The following is a 26,796-nucleotide window of genomic DNA, read 5'->3' on the forward strand; positions in this document are numbered from 1 at the left end:
TCCATAGTGCAGATACCTTTGTATATATCATTTCCTGACAATAATACAGATAAGAAAGCGCCTGGTTTTTAAAAGTTTTACCTAAGTCATAAACTTTACCATTAATAAAAATAAACTTCAGGCAGGTTTAATTACCAATTAAAATAACTGTATTTATTATTATTTTCTTATCGGTTGTCCTTTGGCCGTGCAGACAGGGCAACGCCGCATTGAGCCAGGATAAGGGGGCAGGTATAGTAGCCTGTCAGCTAAGCAGGAGGATGCCATGAACCCAGAAGATAAATCGCTTTTTCTCGATGCGATGGAGGATGTCCAGCCCCTCAAGCGCTGTGCTGAGGTCCACTGGCAGCCAGCGCGGACCACGCGCACCCGCCAGCCTGTGGATACTACCCAGCTTGATAACTTTCTGACCACCGGCTTTCTGGATGTGATCCCTCTGGCCGAGCAGCTGGCTTTCCATCGTGAAGGGGTACAACAGGGGGTTATCGACAAGCTGCGCTCGGGTAAATATCCGCGTCAGGCGAGCTTGACCTTGCTGCGCCAGCCCGTTGAGCAGTGCCGCCAGCAGCTTTACACCTTTATCCGTCAGGCGGAGCGTGACGGTCTGCGCAACCTGATTATCATTCATGGTAAAGGGCGCGACGACAACTCTCACGCCAACATCGTGCGCAGTTATCTGGCGCGCTGGTTAACGGAGTTTGAAGCGGTGCAGGCCTTTTGCGTCGCCCAGCCGCACCACGGCGGCAGCGGCGCCTGTTACGTCGCGCTGCGTAAATCAGGTGAAGCGAAGCAGGAAAACTTTGAGCGTCACGCCAAACGCAGCCGTTAGCGTATGGAAAACACCGCTTTATGCTATCGCCAGTTTGGTGAGCCTGAGACTGTTCTGCGGCGGGAAACGGCGATAAAAGCGCCGCTGCAGCCGGGATATCTTCGGGTGCAGATGCTGATGGCGCCGGTCAACGCGTCGGATCTGATCCCCATTACGGGCGCTTACCGCCATCGCATTACCCTGCCTGCCGTCGCCGGATACGAAGGCGTAGGGCGAGTGATTGCCGCGCCGGACAGCGCGGCGGCGCTTATCGGCAAGCGGGTTTTGCCCCTGCGCGGGGAAGGCACCTGGCAGCAGTATGTGGATTGCCCGGCGACGCTTGCGATCCCGGTTCCGGATACCATTCCTGACTCGCTGGCGGCGCGGGCGTTCATCAATCCGCTGGCGGCCTGGCTGATGCTCAGCCTCTATCCCCCACAGGGGAAACGGGTGCTGTTGACGGCCGCCGGTTCGGACTGCGCCATTTTGCTGGGGCAGTGGGCGCTGCGGCAGGGCGCAACCGAGGTCTACGGCGTTCACCGCTCGGCGGTACACACAGATCGGCTGCGGGCGATGGGGATTATCCCGGTTGCCCAGCACGAGCTGGACAGCGTGCGTGCCCTCGCTGCGGCCAGCGATATCGTCTATGACGCCACCGGCGGCGAGCTGGCGCTGGCGATCCTGGGGGCGATGGACAAAAGCGCCGCCTTTATCTGCTACGGTTTGCTCTCCGGTCAGCCCTTTGCATTACAACGTCATTTTCCGTCGGTGCACTGGTTTCATATCCGCAACTATCTGGATGCGCTCGCACCTGAGGCGTGGCAGGCCACATTTCGCGATATCTGGTCATGGCTTGTCGCCAGCCATTACAGTGACACGACGCTACTGCCTTTTACCGACTGGCAGTCGGCGCTTGCCCATTACCGCCAGGCGGGACGAACCCGCAAGCCGGTGCTGGAGTTTGGCTAACCGTCACGTTTCCCGGCTCATATCGCTGAGCAGCAGGGCAATGCTTTTGCCGCCCTGCGTCTGCTCCAGCGCAATCTTCGCAATAATGGTCAAGGGCACCGACAGCAGCATGCCAACCGGACCCAACAGCCAGCCCCAGAAGATCAGCGACAAAAAGACCACCAGGGTGGAGAGACCCAGCCCGCGGCCCATTACGCGGGGCTCGAGGATATTGCCGAAGATCAGGTTCACCAGCAGATAGCCTGCCAGCAGCACCAGCGCAGCGTAAAAACCGCTGAAGACCAGCACCTGGGCAATAGGGGGAATAGCGGCCAGCACCGAACCGATGTTGGGGATATAGTTCAGCGCAAAGGCCAGCAGCGCCCAGACGAAGGCAAACCGTACCTCCAGCAGCGTCAGCATTCCCCACACTACCAGCCCGGTCACCAGACTGATGGCGGTCTTCAGCACCAGATAGTGCGACACGCTATCAAGGGCGCGCTGGATGGCAGCCATGTCTTCCACCGGGCGGGTCATCAGCGGCTGGAGTTTCGCCGGCAGCTGCGGCACCTCCAGCAGCATAAAGACCACGGTCAGCAGCAAAAGAAAAATGGAGGTCATGGCGCTGGAGAGCTGGGCCAGCAGGGCGGTTACCAGCGTCATGGCAGCATTGGGGTCGATATATTTCAGCAGCTCTTCCATCGACACTTCAATTCCGGCCCGCTGTAGCCAGGGCTCAAGATGCAGCAGCGGAACGGCCAGCGAGGTGCGATAGTGCGGCAGGGTGCGGGCCAGTTCATTCAGCGAGGTGCCAAGATAAGCCACCAGCAAAGCCATCAGCACCACGATAAGCAGGATCGGCAGGGTGATAGCCAGCACGCGTGGCAGACGAAGCCGCACCAGTCTTCGCACAACAGGCTGAAGCACCACGGCGATAAACAGCGCCAGGATAAAGGGCACGATAATATCCGCCGCGAAACGGATCCCGGTCAGTACAATCACCAGCATGCCAAGCATGATGACTATTTTTAATCCGTTGAGGGTAATAATGGGTTTCGCCATGCTGGCTCCTGATAATGTCCTTTAGATTTATTCTAACGGTGCAGCACGTTTAATAAATTAACCAAACGCAAACGATGAGGGTAAAGAAATGAAAAAACTTTGAGTAAAATCCTGGCTTATGGTAGAAATCAGCTGTGTTTAACTACCGGAGACAATTTTCATCTGCACTGACGAGAAGCAACACCGCAGATAATTGTAATTTTATGGACAATCTGTTCAGCACCGTTTTATCAAACATCAATACCGCTCTGTTCTCCTCTTTTTGCCTGATATCTGGCGAGCAACACTGGCGCAACGCGCTGTAGACCCTCTCTCTGCCTGAGCTGGCGCATTGCGTCCGGCTAATCTGTTACGTTTTTTTATCCGGCTGCCGTTACTGGCGAGCCGCGAAGGATTATATTCTCAAGCAGGAGAAAAAGATGTTTTACTGGATCCTCTTAGGTCTTGCTATTGTTGCTGAAATAACCGGCACCCTCTCCATGAAATGGGCCAGCGTCACCGGCAGTCACAGCGGCTATATTTTAATGCTGTCGATGATTGCGCTGTCCTTTATTTTCCTCAGTTTTGCGGTTAAAAAAATCGCCCTGGGCGTGGCCTATGCGTTATGGGAAGGTATTGGTATTTTATTAATTACGCTCTTCAGCGTGATGCTGTTTGATGAGTCGCTTTCCCTGATGAAAATGGCCGGTCTGACGACACTGGTGGCGGGCATCATATTAATTAAATCCGGCACCCGGAAACCGGCAAAACCGCGTGCGGAGGTGACCCATGCAGCAGTTTGAGTGGATCCATGCCGCCTGGTTAGCCCTGGCTATCGTGCTCGAAATTATTGCCAACGTTCTGCTCAAATTCTCAGACGGTTTTCGCCGCAAAACCTACGGCCTGCTGTCGATTGCCGCGGTACTGGGCGCCTTCAGCGCGCTGTCACAGGCGGTGAAGGGGATTGATCTGTCGGTTGCGTATGCCCTGTGGGGCGGGTTTGGTATTGCGGCGACGCTTGCCGCAGGCTGGATCCTCTTCGGACAGCGGTTGAATCAAAAAGGGTGGATTGGCCTGGTGCTGCTCCTCGCCGGAATGATCATGATAAAACTGGCCTGATAACGTCGCTGCCTGTCATTACGGGCAGCGAAATTTATCTCCTGTATTACGCTTAGACGGAGGGCATAAAAAAGGACGGTGACTGAATGCGTAACCCTTTAAGCTGGCATAAAATTCCTTCTGCCAGGACCTTGTTTGCCATGATCTTCATGGCAGGGGTCGGCTTAATTTTCTCTGTGGTCGCCTTGCTCTACCTCTCCCTCAACCTTATCAGCAGTAAAGCCAACGAAATCGACGAGCAGCGCACCGCGCTCTCGGTTGAGGGCGCGATTCAGACATCGGTGAACCGGGTCTGGTCGCTGGTGATTGATAATGCGGTCTGGGACGATGCCGTGCGGGAGGCCTATCGCCCGGCGCTCGACATCGACTGGCTCTACAACACCTGGGGCGCGGGCTATAAGGTGAATAATCTCTATGACGGCACCTTTGTACTCGACGAACGGTTTCGGGTGCTGTGGGGATCGTTCCAGGGCCATCCTTTCGCTGAAAAAAACCTCGACTTCTTTGGCGACGGTTTAAAATCGCTGATCCTGATGCATACCAACGCCCTGCGCTCAGATAAAAATATCTACGCCGGGATTACCCGTACCCGGGCGGGGATTGCTTTTGTTGGCGTCGGGCTGATCCGTCCGACGATTGGCAGCCTGCGGGTGGGGGATAATACGCGTCGTTTTCTGGTGATCACCCGCCACATTAACCCGCAAATCCTGCGCGATCTCGGGAATACGTTTCAGATCGACAACCTGACCTTTACGCCGGAGCGGGTGAGCGACGTCAGCGTGCCGCTAAAAAGCTCGTCCGGCGAAGTGCTGGGCTATCTCTCGTGGCAGCCGCGCCTGCCGGGGGCCGCAGCGGCGAAAGCGGCCTCCCTCGATATCACGCAGATCGTCTTGCTCACCGCGGCGCTGATTTTGCTGTTTATCCTCTTCAGCTGCGTGGGGCTGTATAAACTGGCGCGAGGGGAGACGCTGGCGCGATCGGTGGCGCGCACCGACTGGCTGAGTCATCTACCCAACCGCCGGGCGCTGATTGAAGAGCTGGAGCGGGTGAGCCAGCGCGGCGATACCGACCGTAAAAGCGTGGTGTTTATCGATCTCGACGGCTTTAAGGACGTCAATGATATCTATGGCCATGAGGTGGGTGATGCGCTGATCGTCATCATCGCGGGCGCGCTGCGCGACAATGTGCCTAAAGATGGCATGCTGGCCCGGATGGGCGGCGATGAGTTTGCCATGACTATCGGGGGCGACAACGCCGAAGCGCTCGCCTCGGCGTTTGCCGGCTTTGTGCTTGATTATCTCCACTCGCCCATCATTGTCGGTGAGCGTTCCATCCACATTGGTGCCAGTATCGGCATCGCCAGCGGCACGCTGGTGGAGTGCACCAGCACCGAACTGTTCCGTCGCGCCGATATTGCTATGTACCACTCAAAAATTACCGGCAAGGGGCGGGTGACGCACTATGATGCCGAGCTGAACAACGTGCGCGAGCGTCGGCTGGCGATTGAGGGGCAGATCCGTCATGGTCTGGAACATAATGAGTTTGACGTCTGGTACCAGCCGATCATCGATGCCCGCAGCCAGAAAATGGTCGGCGTGGAAGCGCTGGTGCGCTGGCCGCGGCGTCCCCAGGGGCCGCTGGCGCCGGATGAGTTTATTACTGTCGCCGAAACCAGCGGTCTGATCTACGGCCTGGGGCAGTTTGTCCTCAGCCGGGCCTGTCAGGACCTGGAGCCGTACACGGATTTGAAGCTGTCGGTCAACATCTCCCCGGCGCAGTTTCGTGATCCCGAATTTGAAGCCAAAGTGGAAGGTGCGCTGGCCCTCAGCCGCTTTCCCCCTACGCGCCTGCAGCTGGAAGTAACCGAAACCTACGTGCTGGAAAATCCCGAGCGGGCACGCTCAGCCATCAATAATCTTAAGGCGCAGGGTATCGCGGTGGCACTGGACGATTTCGGTACCGGCTACTCCAGTATCGGCTATCTGCGCCGCTTTAACTTCAATACCATCAAGATTGATAAATCGCTGGCCGGGCTGGTGGATCATGACGAACAGGCCTCGGCGCTGGTGAGCGGTACGGTGCGCATTGCCACCGCGCTAGGGATGACGGTGGTCGCAGAAGGGGTGGAAAACGAAAAACAGATGAAGCTGCTGCGTCTGGCGGGCTGCGATCAGCTTCAGGGCTACTGGTACAGTCAGCCGATGCCGATAGAGGCGATTATGGCGCTACGCCAGCAGCGCCAGTGTTAAGTCACTCCTGGGCCAGCTCTGCCAGTTTGTCGCGAAAACCGGTGATCGACAGGGCGCGGTTATCGGCCCGCCAGCGATCTTTCGCCGCCGGGGCCGAACTCTGAACGCCGATAAGCTGCCAGCCTGCGGCGGTATTCAGCATCAGCGGCGATCCGCTGTCGCCGGGCAGGGTATCACACTGATGGGACAGGACGCTGTTTTGCGCCCAGCCGGTGACGATACAGTCCTGATGGGTGTACAGCACATCCAGATGATCTTCCGGATAACCCGCCTGGCTCACCTTGCGATCGGCCTCTTTCAGGGCGGCGGTCAGCTCCGCTTTATCCCCGGCAAACAGCGGTAGCGGGGTGATCCCCGACGGCGGGTTGCGCAACACCACCAGACCAAAATCCCACGAGGCGGCAGAGGGCGGCACAATCCAGCCATCGCCGTCGGCTTTCAGCCGTCTGCCTAACGAGGCATCGACGCGGCCTTCAATGCCGTGGATCTCATAACGCCAGCTCCCCTTTTGCGAGATGAAGCGCAGGGCAACGGCCTTATCCGGTTTACCTTTCGGCGGCACCAGCAGACAGTGTCCGGCGGTCAGCGCCAGTCGGGGGGTGATGAGGGTGGCGGTACAGAGGTTTCCGCTGGCTGTCTCCAGCTGGCCAATGGCCTCCCACGGCGCTCGGGACGGATCGGCGACACGCGTGCGATCGTCATGACCAAAAAACAGCGTTTGAATCTCTTTGGCGTTCGCGGCCTCGTTGTCGCCATCGTCCGCATGACTTAATCCAGAAAAGAGAAAAAATGTACCCAGCACAATCGCAACAGATTTACGCATATCACACTCTAAAGGGATTAATTATGATTATTAAATATGAACCCTAGTAATTAACTATAGACGGGACAGCGCGAAAGTGGGAGTAAAATCAGCGTACTACAGTCAGGAAATATAAAACACACCCGCGACAAGTGCGCATAAAATAAGCGTGACAAGAATTAACTCAAACCGATAGCGCTGCAACATAACGCCCTCCGGATAAAAAAACGGCGCTGCCACCTTGCCGGTACAGCGCCGATGACCAACGTGTCCGTCGCGGACACGTTAAGCTAAGCGGGCTTATGCAGCCGGTTTTGCAGTTGGAGCAGCAGCTTCGTGTTTCACTGCTTTTTTATGGTGTTTTTTCGCTGCCTGCGCTTTCTGGGCTACAGGTGCGGCCTCTTCTTTCTTCACCGCTTTTTTGTGGTGCTTTTTAGCCGCCTGCGCTTTTTGTACAGCGGCTTTTTTGTGTTTTTTATGGTGCACGGTTTTCGCAGCCGGTGCCGCGGTAGAGGTGGCAGCCGGAGCCGCGGTGTTGGCAACAGCGTCAGCGGCGAATGCAGCAGAAGAGAGACCCATAGCAGCGGCAACAACCAGAGCTAATACCTTTTTCATCATCTTACCCTCGAATTGGTTTTTTCATTTAACCCCACTGCGGGGCCGTTGAAAGAACTATATCCCTGAAATTTCGGGGCTTCCGTGAGTGATTGGTATCGGCGTGTAACGGTATGTACAACGCCGGGTCGATGACCCGGCGTGGGGGGATTACAGATAGCGGGAGGTAAGATGTTCGCGGAAGTAACGGCTGTTGAGATCTTCTCCGGTCGCCTGCTCAATCAGCTGGGCGGTGGTGAAGCGGCTGCCGTGCTGCCAGATGTTCTGGCGCAGCCAGTCGAACAGGGCGCTGAAATCCCCGGCGGCGATGGATGCGTCCAGCCCCGGTAGCGCGGTTTTGGCCGCACTGAACAGCTGCGCGGCGTACATGGCGCCTAAGGTGTATGACGGGAAGTAACCAAAACCGCCGTCGGTCCAGTGGATATCCTGCATACAGCCGTTGCGGTAGTTATCTTTTGTTGATAAGCCCAGCCAGGCCTGCATCTTCTCATCCCACAGCGCCGGGATGTCTTCCACCTCGATTTCGCCGTTAATCAGCGCCCGCTCAATTTCATAGCGCAGCACGACGTGTGCCGGATAGCTCACTTCATCGGCATCCACGCGGATATAGCCAGGCTTCACCCGCTGGTTCCAGGCGACAAAATTCTCAGGTGTAAAGGCCGCCTGGGTGCCGAAACGCTCATGAACGGCCGGGAGCAGGTGGTTGAGGAACGCCTTGCTGCGTCCGAGCTGCATTTCAAAGAACAGGCTCTGGGATTCGTGGATAGCGGTAGAACGCGCCAGGGCGATAGGCTGACCAAGCCAGTTGCGCGGCAGGTTCTGTTCATAGCGCGCATGGCCGGTTTCGTGGATCACGCCAAACAGGGCGCTCAGCAGTTCCTCTTCGTTGTAGCGGGTGGTGATGCGCACGTCTTCCGGCACGCCGCCACAGAATGGGTGAGCGCTGACGTCCAGACGGCCCGCGTTAAAGTCGAACCCGAGGCTCTTCATCGCCTCCAGCCCCAGCTCACGCTGAATAGCGGTCGGGAACGGGCCCTGCGGCGGCACGAAGGCGTGGTGCGCCTGCTTCTCGACCACCTGCGCCAGCAGATCCGGCAGCCAGGTTTTGAGATCGCCAAACAGCTCGTCCAGCCGGGCGCTGGTCATGTCCGGCTCGAAGATATCCAGCAGCGCGTCGTAAGGGGTGCAGCCTTTGGCCTCGGCGCGCAGGCGGGCCTCTTCCCGGCTCAGTTTCACCACCTCTTTCAGGTTGACGGCAAAACCCTGCCAGTCGTTCGCGGGACGTTGGGTGCGCCAGGCATGCTCACATTTACTGCCCGTCAGCGATTTGGCTTCAACCAGCGATTCCGGCAGCAGCGCAGCCTGCTGATAGTGGCGTTTCATCTCCCGCAGGTTCGCCTGTTCAACGTCGTTAAGATCTTCGCTTTCGGCGTTACGCAGCCAGTCAGCCACGTTTTTAGCGGTCAGGATTTGATGCTGCAGGACGCTCAGCTCTGCCAGCGCTTCACCCCGCGCGGCGCTGCCGCCTGCAGGCATCATAGTAAGCATGTCCCAGCCGGCGATGGCGGAGAGATGGGAGAAGCGGGAGAGACGCTGGAAGGTGCGGGTGAGTTGCTGATAGTTATTCTTTTCCATTAAGACCTCGTGTCTGCATCAACTGATAGCTAAAAGTACCATCAGGTTGGGCGAAACACGAGGTCACGTCACATTAATGCAATCGTTTGTGCAGATTAGCCCCCACAACCAGCGCCCCACACAACATCAACGCAATAAACCCACCTACGCCGTTCCAGCCATACTGGTGCCAGAACACGCCGCCGAGCGTCCCGGCGATGCTGGAGCCGAGATAGTAACTGAACAGATACAGCGACGAGGCCTGGCCCTTGGCGCGACGGGCGCGCGGGCCGATCCAGCTGCTGGCGACCGAGTGAGCGGCGAAGAAACCAGCGGAGAAGAGCAGCATCCCGGCGAAAATCACCCACAGGTTAGCGAGCTGCGTCAGCAGAACCCCGGCCAGCATCACGCCGGTGGAAACCAGCATCACCGGCCCACGCCCGAAGCGGGTGGTCATCGCTCCGGCTTTTGGGGAGCTCCATGTACCGGTGAGATAGGCCACCGACAGCAGGCCCACCAGCGCTTGGCTCAGATGCCACGGCGAGAGCATCAGCCTGTAGCCGATGTAGTTAAAGAGGGTGACAAACGAGCCCATCAGCAGAAAACCGGTGAGAAACAGCAGGGGCAGCCCCCGATCCCGCCAGTGCAGGCGGAAGTTAATCAGCAGCGTTTTGGGCCGCAGCGCGGTGGGGCGAAAATGGCGCGACTCCGGCAGGATCTTCCAGAACATCAACGCGGAGGCCAGGGCAAAGCAGCCGATTGCCGCCAGCGCTATTCGCCAGCTAAAGAAATCGGTAAAGACGCCGCTCAGCAACCGCCCGCTCATGCCGCCGATGGAATTACCGCTGATGTAGAGCCCCATCGAGAAAGCGACAAAGCTGGGGTGGATCTCCTCGCTGAGGTAGGTCATGCCCACCGCGGCCACGCCGCTGAGGGAAAGCCCGATCAGCGCGCGCATGATTAAAATCCCGTGCCAGCTGGTCATCATCGTCGACAGCAAGGTACAGACCGAGGCCAGCAGCAGTGCGGTGACCATCACAGGCTTACGTCCGATAGCGTCCGAGAGCGGCCCGGTAAAGAGCAGGCCGACCGCCAGCATCCCGGTCGAGATTGAGAGGGAAATACTGCTGCTGGCCGGGGAGACGCCAAACTCCTGGGATAGCACCGGCAGGATCGGCTGCACGCAGTAGAGCAGGGCAAAGGTGGCAAGCCCTGCGGAGAAAAGAGCCAGCGTGACGCGCATAAACTGCGGGGTGCCGCGTTTAATAAACCGAACCGGTTGCGCGTTGTTGGGTAAGAGATCGATATCATTGATTGGGGCGATATCAGCCGTTGTTGTACGACTCACGTAAGTTCCTTGCTTCAACATCCCCGTGATTTCTGGTGACGGGTATGACCACAGGGATCAGGGTAGGAAATTGTAAATATTCTGTCTAATATATTAATAATCTCAAATGATACTTTTAAAATATGAATATCGAACTGCGTCATCTGCGCTACTTTGTCGCCGTCGCGGAGGAGCTGCATTTTGGGCGCGCGGCGGCGCGGCTCAATATCTCCCAACCGCCGCTGAGTCAGCAAATCCAGGTTCTTGAGCAGCAGGTGGGCGCTCGCCTGCTGGCGCGCACCAACCGCAGCGTCGGGCTGACCCCCGCAGGGCGACAATTTCTGGCGGACAGCCGCCAGATCCTGAGCATGGTGGAAGAGGCAGCTGCCCGGGCAGAGCGCCTGCACCATGGCGAAACCGGCGAGCTACGCATCGGATTTACCTCCTCCGCGCCCTTTATCAGCGCCATCTCCCAGACCCTGTCGTCGTTTCGCCGCCTGTCGCCGGATGTGCATATTCAGACCCGGGAGATCAATACCCGGGAGCAGATTGTCCCCCTCAGCGAAGGCTCGCTCGATCTGGGCCTGATGCGTAACACTCAGTTGCCGGATACCCTGGCCTGGCAGCGTGTGCTGCGCGAACCGCTGCTGGCGATGATCCACCGGGATCATCCCCTGGCGGCAAGAGCTGAAATCTCGGTGACGGAGCTGTCGCAGGAGCCGTTTGTCTTTTTTGACCCGCACGTTGGCACCGGTCTGTACGACGACATCCTGGGGTTACTGCGGCGCTATGGAGTAAACCCGGTGATTACCCAGGAGGTAGGCGAGGCGATGACCATTATCGGACTGGTGGCGGCGGGGCTGGGGGTATCGATCCTGCCGGCCTCGTTCAGACGGCTGCAGCTCCATGAGATGCGCTGGGTGGCGCTCACCGAACCGGACGCGGTTTCAGAGATGTGGCTGGTATGGTCAAAACACCATGAACTCAGCGCGGCGGCACAGCGGTTCAAAGATCTGCTTATCAACGCGGCAATGGGTCGCTGACCGGCAAAAAAAGCGGGTAAAAATGTGCTGTAAATCACAAGGCTAAGTAAAAATTTGACGATTACTGTAGAAGTGCTTCACCATAGCCCACAGTTTATTTCGAAGCGCGAAAATAAGGGAGTACGTGGTGGTTGCTGATAGTCAGCCAGGGCATATCGATCAGATTAAGCAGACCAATGCAGGTGCAGTATATCGCCTGATTGATCAGCTTGGGCCGGTCTCGCGCATCGATCTTTCTCGGCTTGCGCAACTGGCGCCTGCCAGTATCACCAAGATTGTGCGTGAGATGCTCGAAGCTCACTTGGTGCAGGAAACAGAAATTCAGGAGCCGGGCAGTCGTGGCCGTCCGGCCGTTGGGCTGGTGGTGGAAACCGAAGCCTGGCACTACCTCTCATTGCGCATCAGCCGCGGTGAAATTTACCTTGCGCTGCGCGATCTCAGCAGCAAGCTGGTGGTGGAAGATCGGCTGCCGCTGGAACTGCAAGCTGTCCAGCCGCTGGAAGTGCGGATCACCGCCCTGATCGACCAATTCTTCATTCATCATCAGCAGAAGCTGGAACGCCTCACCGCCATTGCCATCACCATGCCCGGTATCATTGATACGGAAAATGGAATTGTCCACCGGATGCCGTTCTACGACGACGTCAAAGAGATGCCGCTGGGTGAGGTGTTGAAAAATCACACCGGCGTGCCGGTCTATATTCAGCATGATATCAGCGCCTGGACGATGGCCGAGGCGCTGTTCGGCGCCTCTCGCGGCGCCCGGGACGTGATTCAGGTGGTGATCGACCACAACGTGGGGGCCGGGGTGATCACCGATGGCCGCCTGCTGCACGCGGGCAGCAGCAGCCTGGTGGAGATTGGTCACACCCAGGTCGATCCCTATGGCAAGCGCTGTTACTGCGGTAACCACGGCTGTCTGGAAACCATTGCCAGCGTTGACAGCGTGCTGGAGCTGGCCCAACTCCGGCTCGGCCAGTCGATGAGCTCTGCGCTCCACGGCCAGCCCCTGACGGTCGAGTCGCTCTGCGCCGCTGCGCAGCAGGGCGATCTACTGGCAAAAGATATTATCACCGGCGTCGGCACCAACGTCGGGCGGATTATTGCCATTATGGTTAACCTGTTTAATCCACAGAAGATCCTCATTGGCTCGCCCCTGAGCCAGGCATCGGATGTGCTCTTCCCGGCAATCGCCGACTCCATCCGCCAGCAGTCCTTGCCGGCCTACAGCAAGCACATCATGGTGGAAAGTACTCAGTTCACCAATCAGGGCACGATGGCCGGCGCGGCGCTGGTGAAGGATGCGATGTATAACGGCTCACTATTGATTCGTCTGTTGCAGGGTTAACTGTTTTTTTACAGTCTTACCAAAAATTGCGCTATCTCAAACCGGGCAGATAGCGCATGCCTTAGACTTCCTCCACTGAATTATTTCCTTCATTTATATTTTCAGAGCATAACGGTGGAGTAAGTGATGCTTAAGCGTTTCTTTGTAACGGGTACTGATACCTCCGTCGGCAAGACGGTGGTGTCCCGCGCCTTGCTGCAAGCCATGATGGCCAGCGGAAAGCGTGTTGCAGGGTACAAACCGGTAGCCAAAGGGAGTAAAGAGACGCCAGAGGGATTGCGCAATAAAGATGCGCTGGTGCTGCAAAGCGTCTCCTCTTTAGAACTTCCTTATCATGCCATTAACCCCATCGCGCTTAGCGAAGATGAGAGCAGCGTGGCGCACAGCGGGCTGGTGAATTACACCCTGTTATCGAACGGGCTTGCCAGCCTGAGCGAAAAAGTGGACCACGTGGTGGTCGAAGGGACCGGCGGCTGGCGCAGCCTGATGAACGATCTGCGCCCGCTGTCAGAATGGGTGGTGCAGGAGCAACTGCCGGTGCTGATGGTGGTCGGTATTCAGGAGGGCTGTATCAACCACGCTCTGCTGACCGCCCAAGCCATCGCCAACGACGGCCTGCCGCTGGTGGGATGGGTAGCGAACCGCATCAATCCGGGCCTGGCGCACTATGCCGAAATTATTGATGTGTTAAGCAAAAAGCTGCCTGCACCGCTGGTGGGTGAACTGCCGTACCTGCCGCGTGCCGAACAGCGTGAGCTAGCGCAGTATATCGACCTCTCTGCTTTCGGCCGGGTGCTGACCGTAGATCGAATCATGGCGTAACGTTCGCGACAGCACGGACGCCACCACACAGGCAATCAGCAAACCGGGCAGCAGAACGTACTGCCCGGTCATTTCACAGACCATCAGCGCCGACATGATTGGCGCGTGCGTCGTGGCGGCGAGCAGCGTCGCCATCCCTGCCAGCCCCAGCAAAATCGCGGTGTCAGAGCCGGGCAACCACAGCATAAAGAGCTGGGCAAACAGCATGCCGGTCGCCATGCCGACAAACAGCGTTGGCGTAAAAACCCCACCCGGTGCGCCAGAGCCGCTGCTGGCCAGAACCGCCAGCAACTTGCAGATAAATACTCCCGCAATGACCGACAGCAACGGCGGCGCCAGCAGGAACCCCTGTACCACGCTGTAGCCATTCCCCCAGACCTTAGGGGTCAGCAGCGACAGCAGGCCAACGATGAGGCCACCCAGCGCAAGCTGCCACGGCGGAGAGAGCTTCAGGCGCAGAAACAGGGAATGGCTGAAGGCCATGAGCCACATCAGCGCCGGGCCGCAGATGCCCGCCAGCAGGCCCATTCCCACAATCAATGAATAATCCACCCCGGTCAGCGTGTCGCTGAGGTGTACCTCATACAGCGTATTCGCGCCGGGGCTGAGCAGACGGGTGGTGAGCAGGGCGACCACGGCGGCAATTACTACCGGGCCGAGCGAGGCCAGCATCAGGGTGCCAAACAGGATCTCAGCAATAAACAGGCTCCCGGCTAACGGGGCATGGTAGGCGCTGGCCATCCCGGCGGCGGCACCGCAGGCAATCCACAGTTTCCATTCCGTTTTGGGGGTAAAGCGCTGGGCGAAAAAGGAGGCGGCGAGGGCGGCTAGCAGGATCATCGCCCCTTCCCGGCCAATGGCGCTGCCGCTGGCGACGACCAGCAGCGACGCCAGGGATTTAACCAGGCTGGCGGCGTAGTCAAACTGTCCGTCACCCGTTTCCAGCGCCTCCATATAGTCGGTGGGCGCATGGGGCCGCTGGGCGGTCATTTTCTGCCATCCCCACAGCAGCAACCCGGCAGCCAGCCCGCCGAGAGCAGGCGTCAGGACGCGTCGCCAGGGGGACAGGGCGCTGGCGGCATTCACCAGACTGCCGCTTTCGTTACTCAGAAACAGCCACTCCAGTAAATAGAGAGCATGGCGGAACAGGGCCACGGCCAGTGCCGCCAGCACGCCGGTGACGCTGGCAATCAGCAACCGGCGAAACATCGCGCGGATGTCAGGGTAAGCATGGAGTCGATGCATGGGTTACGCGTAAATGGGGAAGATACAATATTTTGACGGGAAAACGCGGGGTTAGCAATGTGAAGAGCCGGGCAATGCCCGGCTTACAATATTAAATGTCGCTGTGAATATTCAGCGCCCGGCGCGTGCGTCCGGAGCTTAAGTATTCCGCAATATAGTCCTGAGAAATTTCGCCGTTATAGCGCCCCTCTTCATCGACAATCGGCATCCAGCTGGTGTTGCTCTCATACAGACGCGACAGCACCACGCGCAGGTTGTCCTCCGCTTTGCCGGTCATGCGGAACGGGTGGAGCAGATCGGCGCAGGTGCCGGTGGCATTGCGCGCTTCCCGGCGCTTCACAAAGCCCAGCGGTTTGCCATTTTCATCCACCACGGTGACGGCGCGAATGTCGTTGTCGTCCATGATGGCGAAGGCTTCCGGCAGCGGCGTGGCTGGTCGCACGGTCAGGGTTGGTTGTTGATCCGTCACATCGCCCGCGGAGACCAGCAGCAGACGCTTCAGGGTGCGGTCCTGGCCAACGAACGAGCCGACAAATTCATTGGCCGGTTTCGCCAGCAGTTCGTCCGGGCTGGCGCACTGGACAATGCGCCCCTGGCGGAAGACGGCGATACGATCCCCCAGCTTCAGCGCCTCGTCGATGTCGTGGCTCACCAGCATCACCGTTTTTTTCAGCTTGCGCTGCATCTCAAGGAACTGGTTCTGGATCACCTCGCGGTTAATCGGGTCCACCGCGCCGAAAGGTTCATCCATCAACAGTACCGGAGGATCCGCCGCCAGGGCGCGGATCACGCCGATACGCTGCTGCTGACCACCGGACATTTCGCGCGGATAGCGGTTGAGGAACTTATGCGGATCCATCGCCACCATATCCATCAACTCTTCGGCGCGGGTCTTACAGCGGGCTTTGTCCCAGCCCAGCATGCGTGGCACCACGGTGATGTTCTCTTCGATGGTCATGTTCGGGAACAGGCCAATCTGCTGGATCACGTAGCCGATGTTGCGGCGCAGGGTCACGGTGTCCATCTCGCTGGTGTCCTGGCCATTAATCTGGATGGTGCCGCTGCTCGGGGTAATCAGCCGGTTAATCATCTTCAGGGTGGTGGTTTTGCCGCAGCCGGACGGGCCGAGCAGGACGCACATCTCCCCTTCGGGCACGTTCAGGTTGACGTTATCTACGGCCTTAAACGTCTGGCCGTGCTTCTGTGAAAATTGTTTGGTGAGGTTTTCCAGTTTTATCATTATCGAATCCCCTTTGGAGTCAGAACGATCTGTAGACGGTGCAGTAACCAGTCGAGCACAATCGCTAAAAGACAAATCATCAGCGCGCCGGCAATCAGCATACGAATATCACTCCCGCCGATGCCGTTTAGCAGCAGCAGGCCTAGCCCGCCCGCGCCGATGACGGCGGCAATGGCCATCACGCCGATATTCATTACGACCGCGGTACGGATGCCGCCAAAAATCACCGGCAGCGCCATGGGAATTTCTACCCAGCGCAGACGCTGCCAGAAGGTCATGCCGATGCCGCGACCCGCTTCGCGCAGGCCCGGCGGCAGGCTGTCGAGCGCGGTGTGAGTGTTACGCACAATCGGCAGCAGCGAGTAGAGAAACACGGCGGTAATCGCGGGCAGGGCGCCAATACCCTGACCGATCATGGAAAAGAGTGGGATCATCAGGCCGAACAGAGCAATGGACGGGATGGTCAGCACGATGGTGGCAATCCCCAGCACCGGCGTCGCCAGCCATTTGTGGCGCACGATCAGAATGCCCAGCGGCACGCCGATAATAATGGCTAAGCCCACCGCAAGCGCCACCAGCCACAGGTGCTGGAAGGTCAGGGTCAGAATGTAACCCCAGTTATCAAAAATGTAGTGAATGGTATCCATAGCGCCTCCTTACAGCAGCTGCTTGCTACGCAGGAAATCACGGGCGACCTGCTGCGGTGACTGATGATCGATATCCACCTTCTTGTTCAGCTCGGTGATGACGTCGTTGTTAAGCTGGGCAGAGAGGGTATTCAGCGCCTCTTCCAGCCCCGGGTTGGCTTCCAGCGTATCCTTGCGCACCACCGGGGTCACCGCGTAGCTCGGGAAGAAACCTTTGTCATCTTCCAGCACCTTCAGATCGAAGCCTTTAACGCGCCCATCAGTGGTGTAAACCAGCCCGGCATCGACAAAGCCGTCGCGCACCGCGTTATAGACCAGGCCTGGGTCCATCTGGCGAATTTGCGGGCGATCGAGCTCCATGTTGTAGGCCGCCTGCAGCGGCTTCATGCCATCGCTGCGACCGGAGAACTCCAGATCCAGACCCAGCATCCAGTTGTTATCCGGGTCGGTTTTGCGCACCTGCTCAATCTTCGCCACCAGCTCTGACATGGTGTTGATATTTTCAGCCTCGGCGCGCTTACGCTGCATGGCAAAGGCGTAGGTGTTGTTCATATCAGCAGGTTTGAGCCACACCAGACCGTGCTTCGCATCCAGACGTTTCACCGTCTCGTAAGACTCCTCTGGCGACATGCGTTTGTTGATGTGGTTAAAGATGATCAGCGAGGTGCCGGTATACTCCCAGGTCATATCGATCTGCTTGTTGATCATCGCATTACGGGAAATGACGGTGGCAATGTTGGTCTGAGGCTTAACCTCAAACCCTTTCTTTTGCAGATACTGCACGGTCATCGCCGAGAGAATATGCTGTTCGGTAAAGCTCTTGGTCGCCAGGATCAGGGGCGCTGCGAGCGCCTGGCTGGTAAAGAGCGCGGCGGTACAGAGCGCCGCCAGGCCGGTAAACAGTCTCATAGAAGCTCCTTATTATTGTTATCGTGCGAGATGCGGGCTCATCAGACGGCCCAGCGCCGCCAGCAACGTATCCAGAATCAGGGCGAACAGGGCGGTGGCCGCCGCACCCAGGATCAGCGTCGGGAAGTTGTTCAGGTAAATACCCGGGAAAATCAGCTCCCCGTAGCTGCTGGCGCCAATCAGGAAGGCCAGCGGTGCGGTACCGACGTTAATGGCGGTGGCGATACGAATACCAGAGAGCATCACCGGCCAGGCGTTAGGCAGCTCCACCTGGCGCAGACGCTGCCATTTGGTCATCCCGATGCCGTTTGCCGCTTCCAGTAACGATGCCGGAACCGAGCACAGTCCGGCGTAGGTGTTACGCACAATTGGCAGCAGCGAGGCGAGGAACAGGGCGATAATGGCAGGCGTATCGCCGATGCCAATTACCACCATTGCCAGGGCCAGAACCGCCAGCGGCGGCAGGGTGTTGCCGACGTTAAAAATCTGCATGACGTATTCGGCGATACCGCGCGCGGCCGGACGGCTCAGCAAGATACCGCTGGGGATACCGACCAGCAGGGCGAAGAACATGGATGAGAAGACTAAAATCAGATGCTGTTGCCCGAGATAGACCAGGTCAACCTGGCGCGCTTTGATCGTCTCCAGCCCAATTCCCCAGACGAGGAGGGCGACGACCACAATAATCGCGCCGACAAAAAGCAGCGAGCGTTTGAGTAATGGATGCATTGCAGTGTGTCTCCCTGTGCGCATGCGTTATAGCAACCACCGGTTGCCTGTTGTTATGCCATGTTTTGGCAGGGGTACTGGAGCTATAGCAAGGGTTTGGGAAGGGTTCCAGCGAAGCGGTAAAATCTTTAACCTTATGAAAACAGGGGTTATAATGGGTTAAGCCTTACGGTATAAGGGCTGGATAGGGGCAGGCGGAATAGTCTTAAAGATAATTTCGTTAAGTGACAACGTCACTTAACGAGTGGAAGGCATCTGTTATTTACTCAGCGTAGCGCGGACTTTTCGCACGCGTAGAGAGGTCGTTATGATGGAGAAGGCGGCCACGAAAACCAGCATGATTCCCAGCGCCAGCATCGCATTAAAGCCAAACCCTCTGAATAGTATTAGCCCGGCAATCCCTCCCGTAATGAACGAGAAAAGGGTGGTGAGGTGGGTTGTAAGTTGGCTGCGTTGTGCCGCCGTATCTTTGGAGTAATCCCGGCGTAGCATCGCCACCACCACGGAGGCCAGCGAAATGCCTGCGTCGGTTAAGGTGCCGGTAATATGGGTGGAGCGTACCCGCCCGCCGGAAAGTTGGGTGGAGGTGGAATTATGAATCCCCATCAGCCCGCAGAGAAAAACAATAATTTCCCGATTAGTCGTGAAGGTATGAAAATAGATTTCATGCAGGGAGACGCCGGCCAGTAATAACCCTTCAATAAACAAAACCTGACAAAAAATGAGCCGCACATTGTGCATGATGCCCCATAAGACAATAATCCGCGCAATAATTGCCCCGGTTACAAACGACAAAATAATGGTGGCGAAGAAAATAATATCGTTCAGATCCGTTGAGGAAACTTCGCTGGAAAATTGTGAGGTATTGCCTGTCATATGGGAAGGAAAGAAGCCGAAAGCCCCCAGCGCAATGGCATTCAGCAATCCTGCGGAGGTCGCCAGCCACAGGGCAAGACGACGATCCTCCTGATGGGTTCGTTCTTTCTTAAGTTTAATCAGCAAAGAATACCTCCGGTTTGAGCTTTGCCTGAATAATCAGGCTAGCAAAGCCTGGTCATGGATTGTCCAGGATAGTACTTAATTATTAAGGCACCGGAGGTGGGCGAGAATTAAGTAATTAAATAAAATAACCTTGATAACAAAGTGCTTATTTACTAGGCAGCATTATGCTCAAAGCATGCCATTATTTCCGTGGCGTAAAAACGCCGGGCGCTGATTTAAACGTTCAAACCAGGCCTCGATAGCGGGCACCGGTGGATGCTCAAAAGGGGTCATCTTCCATCGGTTCACCGACAGCCCCAGCACCACATCGGCCAGGGTAAAAGTGTCGCCCGCCACCCATGCCCCGGTGCGTTGCAGCTGCTGCTCAAGGATCGCGATATGGTGGTTCCACTCCTTAATTCCTGCGGCAATTCGCGCCGGATCGTTAAAGTCCGGGTTTTTACGCCCCAGGGCCGGAAAGACATACCGCCAGGCGTTGTTAAATTCCGAAGCCTGCCAGTCCATCCAGCGTTCGACGTTGGCGCAGGCTTGCGGATCTGTCGGGAGAAGGTCATCGCGCCCGGCCTTACGCGCCAGATAGCGGCAAATGGCATTGGATTCCCAGAGCACGAAATCATTGTCGATCAACACCGGCACCATCGCATTCGGGTTCAGCGCGCGGAAGGGGTCGGTTTCTGTAGAGGCAAAGCCGCTGCCGTAATCTTCCTGCAGATAGTCCAGACCCACTTCTTCACAGGTCCAGAGCACTTTGCGCACGTTAATGGAGGTGGTTTTGCCGAGGATTTTTAGCATGATGCAGGTGTCCTTTATCGGGTGAGTTAACAACAACAGAGCCGTTATTCAGTGAGTTTAGGGCAAACTTTGGTGGGGAAGTATTCCTGTTGGCTTACCATCTTCCGATAGGCGGCAGGCGTCATGCCTGTGAGTCGACTGAACACACGCCGCATGACATCCGGACCTGAGAAACCACATTCTGCGGCTATTTTTTTCGCGGGCAGCTTCTCTTTTTCAATCAGCAACCGCGCTTTTGATATGCGCTCGCGCTCCAGCCATTGAGCCGGGGTCAAACCGATCTCCTGGCGAAAAATACGCGTAAGATGCCTCTCACTAAGGTTGATGTGTTGCGCCAACATGGAAACAGAGCCAATCTCTTTAATATTCTGAATTGCCCAACGCTGAAGATCCTGGAGTGCTGAGCGTCCGTTCAGGGAAAGTTGGCTTCGTCTGACAAAGTGAGACTGATTAACAGGCCGGCGAAAGAACATCACTAACTGATCCGCAACCTCGGCCGCAATTTCCCGACCCAGATCTTCTTCTACCAGCCTCAGTGCCAGATCGAGGCCGGATGTCACACCGGCGGCAGTACGCACCCTACCATCGGCGATAAACAGCGCATCGCTTTCCACAACTATTTCAGGATGTCTGATAGAAAGCAGTTCCGCACAATTCCAGTGGGTGGTGACCTGCTTACCGTTGAGTTTTCCGGTAAGCGCCAGCAGCAGCGCGCCAGTACATACGGATCCAAACCGCTCACTTTTTTCGCATAAGGCGGTAATACCCGCCAGGACATTGCTCTCTGGCATATAACCAGACATACCTGGTGCGCCCGCAATGAGAAACGTATCAGGAACGAGTTCTGAAATATCCGCGAGTGAAAAATCTGCCGCAAGCCTGACGCCGGACGAGGCCTGCACAGCAGAGCCACTGACGCAAACGACATACAGACGATAAAATTGACGTCCCAGGATTCTGTTAGCCTCAGCAAAAACATCTATAGGCCCGCCTACATCAAGCAGCTGCACGCCCGGCACCGCCAGTATGGCTATGGTATGACTCATTTTCTTCTCCCGGCGTCTGAATAAATCCAGATGTCCCTATTCGTCGTAAAAGTACGGTAGCAGACATGAATGATAAACCCTAATTTAGAGGCACACCATAGCCATCTAAGGAGTTATTCATGAGTTCTGCAATTAAAGGTATCAGCGTCCCGGACAGCCGTATGGCCAGAGAAGCCACGGAATTTATCAGGGACACCGAAACAGAGCTGCTGTTTAATCATTCAAGCCGGGTTTATTACTGGGCGGCCCTGGCCGGCCAGGAAAGGGGCCTGAAAGTAGACAGTGAGCTGCTGTACATTGGCTGTATGTTCCATGACATTGGACTCACCCATGAGCATTGCAGCTGTGACAAACGTTTTGAAGTAGACGGCGCCAATGCGGCACGTACCTTTCTGGAGGGATATGGTATCGCGCCTGCCGACATTGATAAGGTATGGACAGCCATTGCACTCCATACCACACCCGGCATACCTGAGTTCATGGCACCAGAAATAGCCCTGGTTACCGCAGGCGTGGAAATGGATGTGCTGGGAATCGATTATGAAAAATTCTCAGAAGCAGATATTAAAGCGGTTACGCAGCAGTATCCCCGTACGCCAACATTTAAAGAGGATATTATTCAGGCATTCTATGACGGTATAAAACACAAGCCGCAGACGACATTCGGTAACGTAAAGGCTGACGTTATTAAGGATAAAGAACCCGGTTTCGCACCTTTTAACTTCTGCAACATTATCCGGCAGTCACGCTGGCAAGGCTGAGCCGCCGCAACGCAATAATCGAATGAGGGCAGCAGTTAAATATCAGGGATGATCTTGAGCATAAAATATGGATGATGCCTTCACAGGCGGCGCATGGCGTTTAGCTGAAGACGTCATGCGCCTTTTTGCGGCAGTTATCGGTTGACGCATAGATAGATTGAGCCAGACCAATGCTGCTGTTTTTAGCGGGGGCAGATCTATCCGCTGCTCTGCCATGAACCCTGCCAGAGATAATTCCCGGGTCCATCAGTCATTGAACGGTGGGACTATGTAACATCCTGGACCGCTGGCTCATATCGTAACGTCTCAATAATCATCGAGAGTGCTGGCAGGAGCTGGCGCTCGCTGGAGTAGAAAATGTGGAACCCCTGGCGCAGCGGGCACCACGTCTCAAGCACTGATCGAAGACGGCCCTGCTCCAGCCAGGGGCGGGCGAGGTTTTCCGGTACAAAAGCCAGACCATATCCCGCCAGAGCTGCATCGAGCGCCGCATATACCGAGTTAAAGATCAAAGGGCCATCGACACGACAAGCCTCCAGAGTGTCACCCTTTTTGAGTTCCCAGGGGCTGATACCCTCTTTCATGGAGTAGCGGGTATTGATGCAGGCGTGTCGGGCCAAATCCTCCGGCGTGAGCGGCAACTGTCTTGCGGAAAGATAATCAGGGGAGGCCACAATGACGTTTCGCCAGTCGGGTGAAATCCGCACGGAAGCCATATTTTTGCCGATCCTGTCGCCTGGCCTGATACCGGCGTCAAAGCGATCGGCAACAATATCGGTCAGGGCCGGATCGTTCGATACCTCCAGCTTGACGTCAGGATAGTGCAGCAAAGCAGCGGAAAGGCGCGGCCAGACAAAGGTGTTCCAGGCGAAATCCGACGCCGTGATGCGGACCGTCCCGGCGATCTTGCTGCCCAGCTCGCTCAGGGAGGCCAGTTCCCCGGCAATGACATCGAAGCGGGGAGATACCCGCTCAAGCAAGCGCTGCCCGGCCTCGGTGGGTGAGACGCTGCGCGTGGTGCGGATCAGCAGTCGTAGCCCCAACCGCGCCTCAAGATTACGGATGGTATGGCTTAACGCCGACTGGGAAACGCCCAGTTCGGCAGCAGCCCGGGTAAAACTGCGTTCCCGGGCAATAGTAATAAACGCCACAATATCCCTGAAGATTTCGCCTGACATATTCCGCCTCGGTTATGCGTGAAACACGCCGTTATGCCTGATTCTCATGGAAACGCAACGCTTCAACCATTAGCGTCATGGCCCGGGAATGCTGGCGCCGGTTAGGGTAATAGAGATGCAAGCCCGGCCAGAGTGGGCACCATGCTTCGAGTACCGACATCAGCTCGCCTGAATCCAGCCAGGGCTGAACCATATCCTGCGGCAGGTAGGCGAGCCCCAATCCTGCTTTTGCAGCTTCGAGAATGTCGTAAGCGTTATTACAGATGACGGGGCCGCCGATCCTGACGGAGAACTCACGCTGACCCTCGGTAAATTCCCAGTCATAAAGGCCGCCATAAGTAGAGGTGCGCAGCCGAATGCATCTGTGCTGGTCGAGTGCCTCAGGCCGCGTGGGGACTGGAAATCGCGTAAAATAGTCCGCCGATCCGACCACCGTATTCTTCACATCCGGACTGATACGCACGGAGATCATGTCCTGCGCCAGCTCCATGCCGAATCTGACACCGGCGTCATAGCCTCTGGCGGCAATATCGACGCTGGCATACTCGCTGATCAGCTCAACGGTGATATCGGGATACTGCTGCAAAAAGGGGGAGAGTTTAGGCCACAAAACCTGGCGAATGGCATAGTCAATGGCGGTGATGCGCAGGGTGCCGGTCGGCTTGTCTCGCAGATCGTTCAGCGATTCAAGCTCTTTCTCGATGTAGGCAAATTCGGGCACGATCCTGTCCACCAGATGTTGCCCCGCCATGGTCAGGGATACCCGACGCGTGCTACGCAGCAACACGCGTACGCCGAGCCGCTCCTCCAGACCGCGGATGCTGGCGCTCAGGGCCGGCTGGGTTACTCCCAGTTGCGCCGCAGCCCGGGTAAAACTCCCGGTTTGCGCCACCGCAATAAGCGCTAATAGATCGCTGAAACCCTCACGAGCCATTTCTTCCTCACACGGACGCGACACAGGAGTTAAGTCAGGTTTAAAAACATTAATGAATTCTGCTTATAAATGCAAGAAACAGGCCGCACTGGTCTGGGTTGACTACGTCAGGTATATTTATTCGCAAGCAAACAAGAGTGGGCGGAAATAATTTCCGTCAGGCGTAATCAAGAAATAATTGAAAAGAGATTGAACGGCGCGGGTGGATATTTTTCATCACGCTGAAGGTTCACGAAATTACCATTAAAACAGATCAATCATGCTGATAGAAATATCGGTCAGGAGGCGTTATGTCATTATCTAAAGTTTCATTATTGCTGGCATCATTATTTGTTGCCAGCGCTGCATATTCTGAACAACCCCAGCCAACTACCGTTGCCGAAGGTATTAATGCCATGAACGCACAGAAAGTGTCGTTTCAGAATGGTGATGTCAAAATGGCGGCCAATCTCTACCTGCCGCCTGATTACGATAGCGCGAAAAAATACCCCGCCATCGTCGTTTCTCATCCCTGGGGCGGCGTAAAAGAACAGACCTCGGGTCTTTACGCCCAACAGCTGGCAAAGCGCGGATTTATTACTCTGGCCTATGATGCTTCTCACTACGGCGAAAGCGGCGGTTTGCCGCGTGACCTGGAAAACCCGGCAGACCGGGTACAGGATATTCGCAGTGCGATTGGCTACCTGAGCAGCCTGCCGCAGGTTGATGCCGCACGCATCGGGGCGTTGGGCATCTGTGCTGGTGGCGGTTATACCCTCCACGAAGCGCAAACCGATCTGCGGGTGAAAGCGGTCGCCGGGGTCGTGACCTACGACATCGGAGATGCGACCCGGAACGGTATTGAGGGGGCGCCGGTCTCGGCTGCCGACAGGCTGAAATTACTGCAAAGCGTCGATGCGCAGTTAAATAAAGAGGCCGCCGGTGCCCCGCTGAAGGTTGAACAGCTCCTCCCGGCGCGGGATAGCGTCGATGCCAGTACGCCGAATTTTGTGCGGGAAGCGACGGAATATTATCTCACCCCGCGGGGCGCGCATCCGAATGCCCGAAACCGCTATGTCGTGACCAGCCCGGGGCTGCATATGGCCTATTACCCGCTGGAGCATATGGAGAATATTTCTCCCCGGCCGGTATTATTAATTGCGGGCGAAAAAGCAGAAACCCGTAAATTTAGCCAGCAGGCTTTTGATAATGCAAAACAGCCGAAGGAATTAACGATTATTCCTGGCGCATCGCATTTTGATTTATATGACAAGCCGGGTAATGACTCCAACTTACTGATAGTGTTTTATGTTCAGATAATGCCCGATGACCTTGTCATGCAGCTCCACCGATTTTGAGAACGACAGTGACTTCCGTCCCAGCCTTGCCCGCACCACGCCTTCAGTAGCGGAGCAGGAAGGACATCTGATGGAAATGGAAGCCACGCAAGCACCTTAAAATCACCATCATACACTAAATCAGTAAGTTGGCAGCATTACCGAAAATCATGTATATAGCAATCACTGAATAACTTTTGCTGTCAGGTTGTAATGCTGAAGGAAAGTAAAAAGGAATAGATGGTACGTTTGGTAGAAGAGCTTATGGGTGAGAAAACGGTAGAGGTGAAATTTAAGACCTAATGGTATTGAGCGCTTCTTCTCATGCTTGAATATATCGCTGACAATAAACGCTTGCCGTTTAAAAAACGCTTTCGAGTGATGAAGGTGCTGAGTTCGTGAGATAGTGAAAGAGCGTCTTCGCAATCCTAAGCCTGTGCGTTTAATTCTGGATGAACTCTGATGGCGTATTTTTTGATTACGATGAGAGGGCACTAAAGCAATGGCGAAGCTAGGCTCAACAGGACGTGAACAGTTAAAAAAAATACTGGCTAACTGCTTGAATCACCCCGAGTTTGAGCGAAGTAACTTCGTGGCGTACCTGACTGTTACAAGATAAAGTTCAGGTTTTCAGGTTATCATTTTGCCTATCAGAGATGATTGTCTGCCTGGTTTCCGTTGGTAAAAGAGAACGCCCAGAACTTTATAGTTAGGAGGTAAAACGGATACTCTAAGACAAAGCAGTAGAACTCTTTTTTGCAGTAAATGTGTCACTTCTGCTTTGATTTTATAAAAAAGACATTTTTAAAGAGCCGGTTTGCCACAATTATTTGGATGTTTACCATAGCGTCAAAAAACTCCATCGGTTAAATGATGTAAAGTGGTTCTCCATAAATATTACTGTCGTAAATTCGTGAAGTTCCTTTACGGTTTATAACATTATCAAATATGGATTGTGGGTCGTAATTAATTAGCAGGAAATTATCAAATATGGATTGTGAACCGTGGTTGATGAGTAGGAAAGCCACCAAAGATGGACTGTGAACCGTGGTTGATGAGTAGGAAAGCCACCAAAGATGGACTGTGAACCGTAATTGATGAGTAGAAAGCCATCAAAGATGGACTGTGGGCCGTAATTGATGAGTAGAAAGCCATCAAAGATGGACTGTGGACCGTGATTAATGAGTAGAAATCCATCAAAGACGGACTGTGGACCGTGATTAATGAGTAGAAATCCATTATATATGGACTATGAACCGTG

24 protein-coding genes and 4 pseudogenes are annotated in these 26,796 nt (G+C 55.8%); 11 read left to right on the forward strand and 17 right to left on the reverse strand.

Annotation, left to right across the window (positions count from 1 at the left end):
* The first annotated feature begins 265 nt into the window (after positions 1–265).
* Together smrA and FHC51_RS15875 are read left to right on the forward strand one after the other, a co-directional pair.
* A complete protein-coding gene (smrA, locus tag FHC51_RS15870; RefSeq protein ID WP_114315142.1) occupies positions 266–829 on the forward strand; it encodes a DNA endonuclease SmrA in 564 nt (187 codons plus the stop codon).
* 3 nt (positions 830–832) lie between these two features.
* The gene (locus tag FHC51_RS15875) at positions 833–1,777 is read left to right on the forward strand and encodes a zinc-dependent alcohol dehydrogenase family protein (protein WP_220436001.1); all 945 of its coding nucleotides are present in this window, start codon (positions 833–835) and stop codon (positions 1,775–1,777) included.
* Between the two features lie 3 nt (positions 1,778–1,780).
* Here the strand turns inward: FHC51_RS15875 and FHC51_RS15880 are convergent, their stop codons facing one another.
* Complete coding sequence (locus tag FHC51_RS15880) at positions 1,781–2,818, reverse strand: AI-2E family transporter (protein ID WP_220436002.1); 1,038 nt, start codon at positions 2,816–2,818, stop codon at positions 1,781–1,783.
* A gap of 419 nt (positions 2,819–3,237) precedes the next feature.
* On the opposite strand from FHC51_RS15880, the gene mdtJ reads away from it, so the two are divergent.
* The 3 genes from mdtJ (at position 3,238) to FHC51_RS15895 (ending at position 6,165) form a co-directional block, all read left to right on the forward strand.
* Positions 3,238–3,600, forward strand: coding sequence for a multidrug/spermidine efflux SMR transporter subunit MdtJ (mdtJ, locus tag FHC51_RS15885; RefSeq protein ID WP_220436003.1), 363 nt, complete (start codon positions 3,238–3,240; stop codon positions 3,598–3,600).
* Complete coding sequence (gene mdtI / locus FHC51_RS15890) at positions 3,587–3,916, forward strand: multidrug/spermidine efflux SMR transporter subunit MdtI (protein ID WP_103824519.1); 330 nt, start codon at positions 3,587–3,589, stop codon at positions 3,914–3,916. Before mdtJ ends, mdtI begins: the two co-directional genes overlap by 14 nt.
* An 86-nt stretch (positions 3,917–4,002) precedes the next feature.
* On the forward strand, positions 4,003–6,165 hold the full coding sequence (locus FHC51_RS15895) for an EAL domain-containing protein (RefSeq protein ID WP_220436004.1): 2,163 nt from the start codon (positions 4,003–4,005) through the stop codon (positions 6,163–6,165).
* A 1-nt stretch (position 6,166) separates the two neighbouring features.
* On the opposite strand, the gene FHC51_RS15900 is transcribed toward FHC51_RS15895, so the two are convergent.
* The 4 genes from FHC51_RS15900 to FHC51_RS15915 form a co-directional block, all read right to left on the reverse strand.
* The gene (locus FHC51_RS15900) at positions 6,167–6,988 is read right to left on the reverse strand and encodes a serine protease (RefSeq protein ID WP_156238617.1); all 822 of its coding nucleotides are present in this window, start codon (positions 6,986–6,988) and stop codon (positions 6,167–6,169) included.
* A gap of 279 nt (positions 6,989–7,267) precedes the next feature.
* Positions 7,268–7,582, reverse strand: coding sequence for an acid resistance repetitive basic protein Asr (asr, locus tag FHC51_RS15905; protein ID WP_103824516.1), 315 nt, complete (start codon positions 7,580–7,582; stop codon positions 7,268–7,270).
* Between the two features lie 150 nt (positions 7,583–7,732).
* Positions 7,733–9,217: a carboxypeptidase M32 gene (locus FHC51_RS15910; protein WP_220436005.1), complete on the reverse strand. Its 1,485-nt coding sequence runs from the start codon at positions 9,215–9,217 to the stop codon at positions 7,733–7,735.
* 73 nt (positions 9,218–9,290) lie between these two features.
* The gene (locus tag FHC51_RS15915) at positions 9,291–10,544 is read right to left on the reverse strand and encodes an MFS transporter (RefSeq protein WP_220436006.1); all 1,254 of its coding nucleotides are present in this window, start codon (positions 10,542–10,544) and stop codon (positions 9,291–9,293) included.
* A gap of 122 nt (positions 10,545–10,666) precedes the next feature.
* On the opposite strand from FHC51_RS15915, the gene FHC51_RS15920 reads away from it, so the two are divergent.
* From FHC51_RS15920 to bioD, 3 genes are all read left to right on the forward strand, one after another.
* Positions 10,667–11,566 (forward strand): LysR family transcriptional regulator, encoded by a 900-nt coding sequence (locus FHC51_RS15920; protein ID WP_220436007.1) that lies wholly within the window; start codon positions 10,667–10,669, stop codon positions 11,564–11,566.
* Positions 11,567–11,693: 127 nt separating this feature from the next.
* A complete protein-coding gene (gene mlc, locus FHC51_RS15925) occupies positions 11,694–12,914 on the forward strand; it encodes a sugar metabolism global transcriptional regulator Mlc (RefSeq protein ID WP_114317096.1) in 1,221 nt (406 codons plus the stop codon).
* Positions 12,915–13,040: 126 nt separating this feature from the next.
* A complete protein-coding gene (bioD, locus tag FHC51_RS15930; RefSeq protein WP_114315131.1) occupies positions 13,041–13,736 on the forward strand; it encodes a dethiobiotin synthase in 696 nt (231 codons plus the stop codon).
* Here the strand turns inward: bioD and clcB are convergent.
* From clcB to FHC51_RS15970, 8 genes are all read right to left on the reverse strand, one after another.
* Positions 13,671–14,981, reverse strand: coding sequence for a voltage-gated ClC-type chloride channel ClcB (gene clcB / locus FHC51_RS15935; protein WP_220436008.1), 1,311 nt, complete (start codon positions 14,979–14,981; stop codon positions 13,671–13,673). The two genes, bioD and clcB, sit on opposite strands and share 66 nt — an antisense overlap.
* Positions 14,982–15,072: 91 nt before the next feature.
* Positions 15,073–16,221: an osmoprotectant ABC transporter ATP-binding protein OsmV gene (osmV, locus tag FHC51_RS15940; protein ID WP_220436009.1), complete on the reverse strand. Its 1,149-nt coding sequence runs from the start codon at positions 16,219–16,221 to the stop codon at positions 15,073–15,075.
* Positions 16,221–16,868: an osmoprotectant ABC transporter permease OsmW gene (gene osmW / locus FHC51_RS15945; RefSeq protein ID WP_220436010.1), complete on the reverse strand. Its 648-nt coding sequence runs from the start codon at positions 16,866–16,868 to the stop codon at positions 16,221–16,223. The genes osmV and osmW overlap by 1 nt, the downstream gene beginning before the upstream one ends.
* 9 nt (positions 16,869–16,877) lie before the next feature.
* The gene (gene osmX, locus FHC51_RS15950; RefSeq protein ID WP_103824509.1) at positions 16,878–17,777 is read right to left on the reverse strand and encodes an osmoprotectant ABC transporter substrate-binding protein OsmX; all 900 of its coding nucleotides are present in this window, start codon (positions 17,775–17,777) and stop codon (positions 16,878–16,880) included.
* Between the two features lie 18 nt (positions 17,778–17,795).
* Positions 17,796–18,506 (reverse strand): osmoprotectant ABC transporter permease OsmY, encoded by a 711-nt coding sequence (osmY, locus tag FHC51_RS15955; protein WP_220436011.1) that lies wholly within the window; start codon positions 18,504–18,506, stop codon positions 17,796–17,798.
* 258 nt (positions 18,507–18,764) lie between these two features.
* The gene (locus FHC51_RS15960) at positions 18,765–19,508 is read right to left on the reverse strand and encodes a YoaK family protein (RefSeq protein WP_220436012.1); all 744 of its coding nucleotides are present in this window, start codon (positions 19,506–19,508) and stop codon (positions 18,765–18,767) included.
* 168 nt (positions 19,509–19,676) lie between these two features.
* Positions 19,677–20,300 (reverse strand): glutathione S-transferase family protein, encoded by a 624-nt coding sequence (locus FHC51_RS15965; protein WP_220436013.1) that lies wholly within the window; start codon positions 20,298–20,300, stop codon positions 19,677–19,679.
* A gap of 44 nt (positions 20,301–20,344) precedes the next feature.
* Positions 20,345–21,346 carry a GlxA family transcriptional regulator gene (locus tag FHC51_RS15970; RefSeq protein WP_220436014.1) on the reverse strand — a complete coding sequence of 334 codons (1,002 nt, stop codon included), beginning with the start codon at positions 21,344–21,346 and terminating at the stop codon, positions 20,345–20,347.
* A gap of 119 nt (positions 21,347–21,465) precedes the next feature.
* On the opposite strand from FHC51_RS15970, the gene FHC51_RS15975 reads away from it, so the two are divergent.
* Positions 21,466–22,107, forward strand: a complete 642-nt coding sequence (locus FHC51_RS15975) for an HD domain-containing protein (protein WP_220436015.1) — start codon at positions 21,466–21,468, stop codon at positions 22,105–22,107.
* 266 nt (positions 22,108–22,373) lie between these two features.
* On the opposite strand, the gene FHC51_RS15980 is transcribed toward FHC51_RS15975, so the two are convergent.
* Together FHC51_RS15980 and FHC51_RS15985 are read right to left on the reverse strand one after the other, a co-directional pair.
* Positions 22,374–23,285 (reverse strand): LysR family transcriptional regulator, encoded by a 912-nt coding sequence (locus FHC51_RS15980; RefSeq protein ID WP_156238625.1) that lies wholly within the window; start codon positions 23,283–23,285, stop codon positions 22,374–22,376.
* Between the two features lie 31 nt (positions 23,286–23,316).
* Complete coding sequence (locus FHC51_RS15985) at positions 23,317–24,219, reverse strand: LysR family transcriptional regulator (protein WP_220436016.1); 903 nt, start codon at positions 24,217–24,219, stop codon at positions 23,317–23,319.
* Positions 24,220–24,656: 437 nt separating this feature from the next.
* On the opposite strand from FHC51_RS15985, the pseudogene FHC51_RS15990 reads away from it, so the two are divergent.
* Positions 24,657–25,463: pseudogene (locus FHC51_RS15990) on the forward strand (alpha/beta hydrolase); the annotation flags it as partial.
* Between the two features lie 27 nt (positions 25,464–25,490).
* On the opposite strand, the pseudogene FHC51_RS22975 reads toward FHC51_RS15990, so the two are convergent.
* Positions 25,491–25,586, reverse strand: a pseudogene (locus FHC51_RS22975) (IS1 family transposase); the annotation flags it as partial.
* Positions 25,587–25,643, reverse strand: a pseudogene (locus FHC51_RS23275) (IS1 family transposase); the annotation flags it as partial.
* A gap of 204 nt (positions 25,644–25,847) precedes the next feature.
* Between FHC51_RS23275 and FHC51_RS16000 the strand changes: the two are divergent.
* Positions 25,848–25,998 (forward strand): annotated as a pseudogene (locus FHC51_RS16000) (type II toxin-antitoxin system RelB/DinJ family antitoxin); the annotation flags it as partial.
* Between the last annotated feature and the right edge of the window lie 798 nt (positions 25,999–26,796).

The sequence above is a fragment of the Leclercia sp. EC_58 genome (genome assembly GCF_019584355.1).
In the GTDB taxonomy this organism is placed as follows: Bacteria; Pseudomonadota; Gammaproteobacteria; order Enterobacterales; family Enterobacteriaceae; genus Enterobacter.

Bases quoted from the DNA above. Each gene is read 5' to 3' on its own strand.
- FHC51_RS15910 (WP_220436005.1), bottom strand. From the start codon at position 9,217: ATGGAAAAGAATAACTATCAGCAACTCACCCGCACCTTCCAGCGTCTC.
- asr (WP_103824516.1), bottom strand. From the start codon at position 7,582: ATGAAAAAGGTATTAGCTCTGGTTGTTGCCGCTGCTATGGGTCTCTCT.
- osmY (WP_220436011.1), bottom strand. From the start codon at position 18,506: ATGCATCCATTACTCAAACGCTCGCTGCTTTTTGTCGGCGCGATTATT.
- FHC51_RS15920 (WP_220436007.1), top strand. From the start codon at position 10,667: ATGAATATCGAACTGCGTCATCTGCGCTACTTTGTCGCCGTCGCGGAG.
- bioD (WP_114315131.1), top strand. From the start codon at position 13,041: ATGCTTAAGCGTTTCTTTGTAACGGGTACTGATACCTCCGTCGGCAAG.
- FHC51_RS15900 (WP_156238617.1), bottom strand. From the start codon at position 6,988: ATGCGTAAATCTGTTGCGATTGTGCTGGGTACATTTTTTCTCTTTTCT.
- clcB (WP_220436008.1), bottom strand. From the start codon at position 14,981: ATGCATCGACTCCATGCTTACCCTGACATCCGCGCGATGTTTCGCCGG.
- FHC51_RS15980 (WP_156238625.1), bottom strand. From the start codon at position 23,285: ATGTCAGGCGAAATCTTCAGGGATATTGTGGCGTTTATTACTATTGCC.
- FHC51_RS15970 (WP_220436014.1), bottom strand. From the start codon at position 21,346: ATGAGTCATACCATAGCCATACTGGCGGTGCCGGGCGTGCAGCTGCTT.
- mdtI (WP_103824519.1), top strand. From the start codon at position 3,587: ATGCAGCAGTTTGAGTGGATCCATGCCGCCTGGTTAGCCCTGGCTATC.
- osmV (WP_220436009.1), bottom strand. From the start codon at position 16,221: ATGATAAAACTGGAAAACCTCACCAAACAATTTTCACAGAAGCACGGC.
- FHC51_RS15965 (WP_220436013.1), bottom strand. From the start codon at position 20,300: ATGCTAAAAATCCTCGGCAAAACCACCTCCATTAACGTGCGCAAAGTG.
- mdtJ (WP_220436003.1), top strand. From the start codon at position 3,238: ATGTTTTACTGGATCCTCTTAGGTCTTGCTATTGTTGCTGAAATAACC.
- smrA (WP_114315142.1), top strand. From the start codon at position 266: ATGAACCCAGAAGATAAATCGCTTTTTCTCGATGCGATGGAGGATGTC.
- FHC51_RS15875 (WP_220436001.1), top strand. From the start codon at position 833: ATGGAAAACACCGCTTTATGCTATCGCCAGTTTGGTGAGCCTGAGACT.
- FHC51_RS15985 (WP_220436016.1), bottom strand. From the start codon at position 24,219: ATGGCTCGTGAGGGTTTCAGCGATCTATTAGCGCTTATTGCGGTGGCG.
- osmW (WP_220436010.1), bottom strand. From the start codon at position 16,868: ATGGATACCATTCACTACATTTTTGATAACTGGGGTTACATTCTGACC.
- FHC51_RS15895 (WP_220436004.1), top strand. From the start codon at position 4,003: ATGCGTAACCCTTTAAGCTGGCATAAAATTCCTTCTGCCAGGACCTTG.
- FHC51_RS15880 (WP_220436002.1), bottom strand. From the start codon at position 2,818: ATGGCGAAACCCATTATTACCCTCAACGGATTAAAAATAGTCATCATG.
- osmX (WP_103824509.1), bottom strand. From the start codon at position 17,777: ATGAGACTGTTTACCGGCCTGGCGGCGCTCTGTACCGCCGCGCTCTTT.
- FHC51_RS15975 (WP_220436015.1), top strand. From the start codon at position 21,466: ATGAGTTCTGCAATTAAAGGTATCAGCGTCCCGGACAGCCGTATGGCC.